At 38.6% G+C, this 6,072-nt stretch carries 2 protein-coding genes and 1 CRISPR repeat array; both genes read right to left on the bottom strand.

All coding sequences use genetic code 11. The features are described 5' to 3' along the window. Positions 1-106 precede the first annotated feature (106 nt). Positions 107-3,239: a CRISPR direct-repeat array (repeat unit 36 nt; unit sequence ATTTTGGTACTCTCTCATCTTTTGGTATAAAGGAAC). A 247-nt stretch (positions 3,240-3,486) separates the two neighbouring features. Then, positions 3,487-3,684: a hypothetical protein gene (locus ABFX15_RS03745; protein WP_346024164.1), complete on the bottom strand. Its 198-nt coding sequence runs from the start codon at positions 3,682-3,684 to the stop codon at positions 3,487-3,489. Between the two features lie 24 nt (positions 3,685-3,708). Beyond that, positions 3,709-6,072: BREX-1 system phosphatase PglZ type A (gene pglZ, locus ABFX15_RS03740; protein ID WP_346024163.1), on the bottom strand; the 2,364-nt coding region annotated here is incomplete at its 5' end.

Genomic DNA, 6,072 nt, shown 5'->3' with positions numbered 1-6,072 from the left:
GTATTCACGTCTGCTGGATCACATTGCCTTTTTTCGCCTCTTTTTTATCGGTATAGAATGCTTTTCTACAAGGAACACAGCTTCATTTCAGGAGTAGCTACCTTATATTTTGGTACTCTCTCATCTTTTGGTATAAAGGAACGAATCCAACGGCTCAATTGGTCGAACGGTATTTTGGTACTCTCTCATCTTTTGGTATAAAGGAACTTACACAAAGGAACAGTTAGAAGCGCACATATTTTGGTACTCTCTCATCTTTTGGTATAAAGGAACTAAGGCGCTTACGTTTGTGTTTGTCGGGGTATTTTGGTACTCTCTCATCTTTTGGTATAAAGGAACATTTTGATTTAGCGATTGTTGATCCGCCGTATTTTGGTACTCTCTCATCTTTTGGTATAAAGGAACTAAGGCGCTTACGTTTGTGTTTGTCGGGGTATTTTGGTACTCTCTCATCTTTTGGTATAAAGGAACCAAAATGTTAAGGATTGCTAAGGTTTAGCAATTTTGGTACTCTCTCATCTTTTGGTATAAAGGAACGAAGGGTACGCAGAAAGAAGCCCCAGCAAATTTTGGTACTCTCTCATCTTTTGGTATAAAGGAACTTAAAGTGGCTTTTAATTTAAATGGCGCTGATTTTGGTACTCTCTCATCTTTTGGTATAAAGGAACTATCTAATATGCTTGTCTGATTGCATCCACATTTTGGTACTCTCTCATCTTTTGGTATAAAGGAACCGATTACAAGATAACATTTTAACTATGACAATTTTGGTACTCTCTCATCTTTTGGTATAAAGGAACAATCGTAGTAGAATTATCCTCGCAGGGGTGATTTTGGTACTCTCTCATCTTTTGGTATAAAGGAACGCTTAATCGGCATCGTCATCATCCCACTCGATTTTGGTACTCTCTCATCTTTTGGTATAAAGGAACCAAACCGTGCTTACAGACACTAAAAGACGCATTTTGGTACTCTCTCATCTTTTGGTATAAAGGAACATTGACAGAAGAAACTCTATACGCTGCGTTATTTTGGTACTCTCTCATCTTTTGGTATAAAGGAACAACAGTCAGATATAGATTATTTAGCGATTGATTTTGGTACTCTCTCATCTTTTGGTATAAAGGAACTCGCTGATGAACGATGCGTGAAACTAATTGATTTTGGTACTCTCTCATCTTTTGGTATAAAGGAACCGCCCTTTTTGACCCAGTATCCCAAGAATCATTTTGGTACTCTCTCATCTTTTGGTATAAAGGAACACCAATTAGATGACAATGCTATGTCGCTTGATTTTGGTACTCTCTCATCTTTTGGTATAAAGGAACAGAAAACAGGGAGTTCGTTTGGGAAAATCGATTTTGGTACTCTCTCATCTTTTGGTATAAAGGAACCGCTCACACACTTACCTTTGTAATAGTAGTATTTTGGTACTCTCTCATCTTTTGGTATAAAGGAACTCCTCGCCTACTAGTTCATATTCCCCTGTGATTTTGGTACTCTCTCATCTTTTGGTATAAAGGAACAATTTATGCAAGTAATCGACATTGACCTTTATTTTGGTACTCTCTCATCTTTTGGTATAAAGGAACTCGCTGATGAACGATGCGTGAAGTTAATTGATTTTGGTACTCTCTCATCTTTTGGTATAAAGGAACTCATTTTAGCAGATTATTTCGATGATTGGAATTTTGGTACTCTCTCATCTTTTGGTATAAAGGAACTATCTATGATACACTATTTGTTGCAAGCGGATTTTGGTACTCTCTCATCTTTTGGTATAAAGGAACGACAGGCGAAAGGAGACGATTAGGTTATGAATTTTGGTACTCTCTCATCTTTTGGTATAAAGGAACCTCGTGTGTCATCAGTATGGCTTTACCACCATTTTGGTACTCTCTCATCTTTTGGTATAAAGGAACTTTGTCAATATACAAAAGTGCAGTTTCGTATTTTGGTACTCTCTCATCTTTTGGTATAAAGGAACACCAATTAGATGACAATGCTATGTCGCTTGATTTTGGTACTCTCTCATCTTTTGGTATAAAGGAACGACAGGTCACAGATATTTCGATCATACGAATTTTGGTACTCTCTCATCTTTTGGTATAAAGGAACTTCCAATAAAAAAAGCCCCTCCGGCTAAGGATTTTGGTACTCTCTCATCTTTTGGTATAAAGGAACATGTAAATGCATTAGTTAATGCTTCAGACGATTTTGGTACTCTCTCATCTTTTGGTATAAAGGAACTTGTAGTAACATGACTTGACTTTATTGCAAATTTTGGTACTCTCTCATCTTTTGGTATAAAGGAACGACAGGCGAAAGGAGACGATTAGGTTATGAATTTTGGTACTCTCTCATCTTTTGGTATAAAGGAACGTCGGCAAATAATTCTCTTTGATGATCTGTATTTTGGTACTCTCTCATCTTTTGGTATAAAGGAACAAAGAAGTCAATTAGCACATTATGAGGCGGATTTTGGTACTCTCTCATCTTTTGGTATAAAGGAACTTATGGATCAAGCCTAGAGTGGTACAACGGATTTTGGTACTCTCTCATCTTTTGGTATAAAGGAACTTTACCCTTACTGACTGCCCTATTTTGTAATTTTGGTACTCTCTCATCTTTTGGTATAAAGGAACTATCCCACAAGTCGTTACCTTCTGGTAGCTATTTTGGTACTCTCTCATCTTTTGGTATAAAGGAACAATATTGGTACGTCCAATTCGCTTTGCTAAATTTTGGTACTCTCTCATCTTTTGGTATAAAGGAACACCTTGAGGAATAACACCTAAATCGTGATGATTTTGGTACTCTCTCATCTTTTGGTATAAAGGAACAAACAATGGAAAAGCTACTCGAAGCTAAAAATTTTGGTACTCTCTCATCTTTTGGTATAAAGGAACGATTTGCATTGCCTGGAATAGCGTATTTGAATTTTGGTACTCTCTCATCTTTTGGTATAAAGGAACGAAGCGCAAATTATGGCGTTGTCAGCATCTATTTTGGTACTCTCTCATCTTTTGGTATAAAGGAACGATCGGCGGGCGATACGATGAGTTGGATATGATTTTGGTACTCTCTCATCTTTTGGTATAAAGGAACTTATGTTACAAAGTACATGACAAAAAATATATTTTGGTACTCTCTCATCTTTTGGTATAAAGGAACTTTATAGCGAATAAAGACTTATCAGATATATTTTGGTACTCTCTCATCTTTTGGTATAAAGGAACATGACAAAACCACACACTACAATCTACATTATTTTGGTACTCTCTCATCTTGGTATTACATCAACATCTCGGACAGTATCAATACGATTGATATTAAAGTTCGAAGTTTTAAAATAGTTGAGCATGTGCCCGGACCCAAATTAAATAAATGCCGTAAAAACATCTCAAAATTGATAGGAGCATAACTCCATATAAAACAGACCTTCAGTCCATTTTTTTATGGAAACGAAGGTCTGTTCTGTTTGTTTTAAAATGGCAAATCCAGGTCTTTGTCTACCCACTCATTCTTTTCTTCTTCCAAAAGTCCTTGTTCTTCAGCTTCTTCCATGGTGATTCCATATGGCGCTCCACCACTTGTAAAACCAGCTATGAAATAATAACTGTCGCTGTAAAACTCTTCTGCAATCTCTTCCCAGTGTTTCTTAGACTTCTTTCGTTTCCCCATATAATAATTTACCTTCCTAGCACTTTACTGCAGCAAATCCAACTTAAACCGTTCTTTAACTATATCAGTCGGGTCGTTTTCATTCTCCATGACAAAATAATACGGAGCCATAGAATCGTACTGCTCATTCAGTAGAACCAATTTTTCTGTAAATACTCGCTCATTACTTGCCGGATTCACTCTGTCCGCAATCAGTGAAATTTCATTGGAAATTTTACGCCCCTGCTCATCTTCAAAGTATAAAGTCAGACGTTTTTCTTTCTTCTCTTCACTGACTGGTTCCACTTGCAGGAAGTCCAGCCAGACAACGTTTGTGGTCAGTGTTCGCGTTTGACTGATCAATGAAACACCAACTTCAGGTATTTCATTACGTCCTCGTTCCGTCTTGATGCGCAGCAAAGGGACCATCATTTCCTGAGGCAAATGCCCCCCGTGTACATATTGATTTCCCCCACCTTGCAGAGCAAAGCGGTTCATGCCTCGTGGAACTGAAATGTAGCCGGAGCTGTCGAGTCTTTCAGATAAGGAAAATGTGAGTCCTAAAGGGTAATCAGGTGCATTTTCCAGAAGAATGAACCGTTTGTTTTTAATCCAGGCTTCTTCACTGTTTTTTACACTTACTTTAGCACTCTTAGGTATAGCCCCTCTTGTATAGAGGTAGCCATGATCGGCAGTGACTAAAAAGGACGTAATACTTAGTTCATTGGTCAATCGAATCATTAGCTGCTTTAACTCATCGATCGAATCTTTTGTTGCTGCAAATACCTCTTGTTCCGTTGGGGCATTATCTCCTATGGCATCTACTTTGTCATGATATATATAAATCAGTTTTTTCCCATAAAGGTGTTCTCTTAATTCTTTCTGGTTCCATTCACTTATATCCGTAGCTTTGAGTGCGACAGCTTCTGGATGACCACTCTTTTTCAGAATAGCTTCACGATTCTTTATTCCTCTCGTTGACAAGCCATCTGCTAATACTTGACCATCTTCTTTAAACTGCAAAGCTTGATGTGGAAGCAAACTGGCCATTCCGATCGAAGTGATGGAAGGCATTTCCGTCTGCATCCAGCCTATCTCGCCATTGAATTTCTTCTCTTTAGTCAGTTCGAGATATAATTCTTTACCTGCTTCGTAACGTAGACCATCTGATATTAGCACAACAATGCGTCTGTCGTTAGCAACATAGGGTTTCACTTCATTTTGATAAAAGTGTGCCTGCAGTTTGGCGTAGTCAAAAACCGTTTGATCAAGATAATAGGCGTCCCATTTATTATTAAAGGCTCTCAGATACTGATTCACATACAGTCGCTCCATCTGATCTTTCACTTCAACCACAAGCTCTTTGTGGGCACTTGACAGCTCATCGTAATACTCATACAGCTTACGGTAAGCTTGGTCGACATGATAAGCTGATTCGCTGTACAATTGCCATATCTTAGAAGAATCAATCAGTGAGCGAAGTGAGGACTCAGACTCTTCTACAAAATGGTTCAGTTGAATGGCCCATTTCAAGACATGATAAACCGTTCTGAATTCCTCATACCAAATCGTGTTACGCCGTTTGTCCAAAAGTGGAGTCAGGCGGTCCATCTCTCCAGTCTGCATATGAATTGATTGGACAATTTCTTTGATCAGCTGCAAGTCAAACCATTTGAATGTTTCTATATTAGCTAAGGTCTGACTAGGTAAATCTCCGAATAGATCGTCAAATGCCCAACCACTTTTAATTACAGTGGAGACAAAATAATAGGCATTCTCTTTATCTTTCGTGTTCATCCATCGATTCATGAAGACGATTACCGGATTACTTTTATGAAGCACATACGGTCTGATGGCTTTAGGAAGCGGCTGGTCCATTTCTGTGGAAAGATAAGTGAAGAAGACATAATGCATTAACTCTTTCACTGATACTGACCCTGACACGCTTATAGATTGATTGTAGCCAGTCAGCTCATCAACCATCTGCCAGAAGCGAGAGTCGTCTCCGAATTTGACCAGCTGGTCCCACTTATCTTCTTTATGTTCTGCGGACTCTTCAAACAGCTCGATCAAGATAGCCATCCAGTCAGCTGATGGCGCTTTAACTAGAGAAGCAAAAACGCTGTATTCGACTACTTGGCTTGTTTTGAAAGGACTCTGGTCAAACAGTCGCTTGAATTGCTGTATTCTACTTTTTGCTCTGAAAAAGACAGGAAACTGATCAACAGCCTGGGTCAGTTCGGCATTATCAGGATCAATACCAAGTGTCAGATAAAGCTGACTCTTCTCGTCCACTTTCAGTTCTTCGCTGTACAGAAGAACGTCGAGTAAAGGATTTTCTTCAATTGGCGGACGGTCCATGCAGAAATACAGAAAAAGATGTGTATCAGTTTTTTCTGACTCAATCAG

The sequence above is a fragment of the Alkalibacterium indicireducens genome, from assembly GCF_039522005.1.
Lineage (GTDB): Bacteria > Bacillota > Bacilli > Lactobacillales > Carnobacteriaceae_A > Alkalibacterium > Alkalibacterium indicireducens.
Note: the sequence above shows the minus strand (reverse complement) of the source record. Positions and strands in the feature narration are given on the sequence as shown.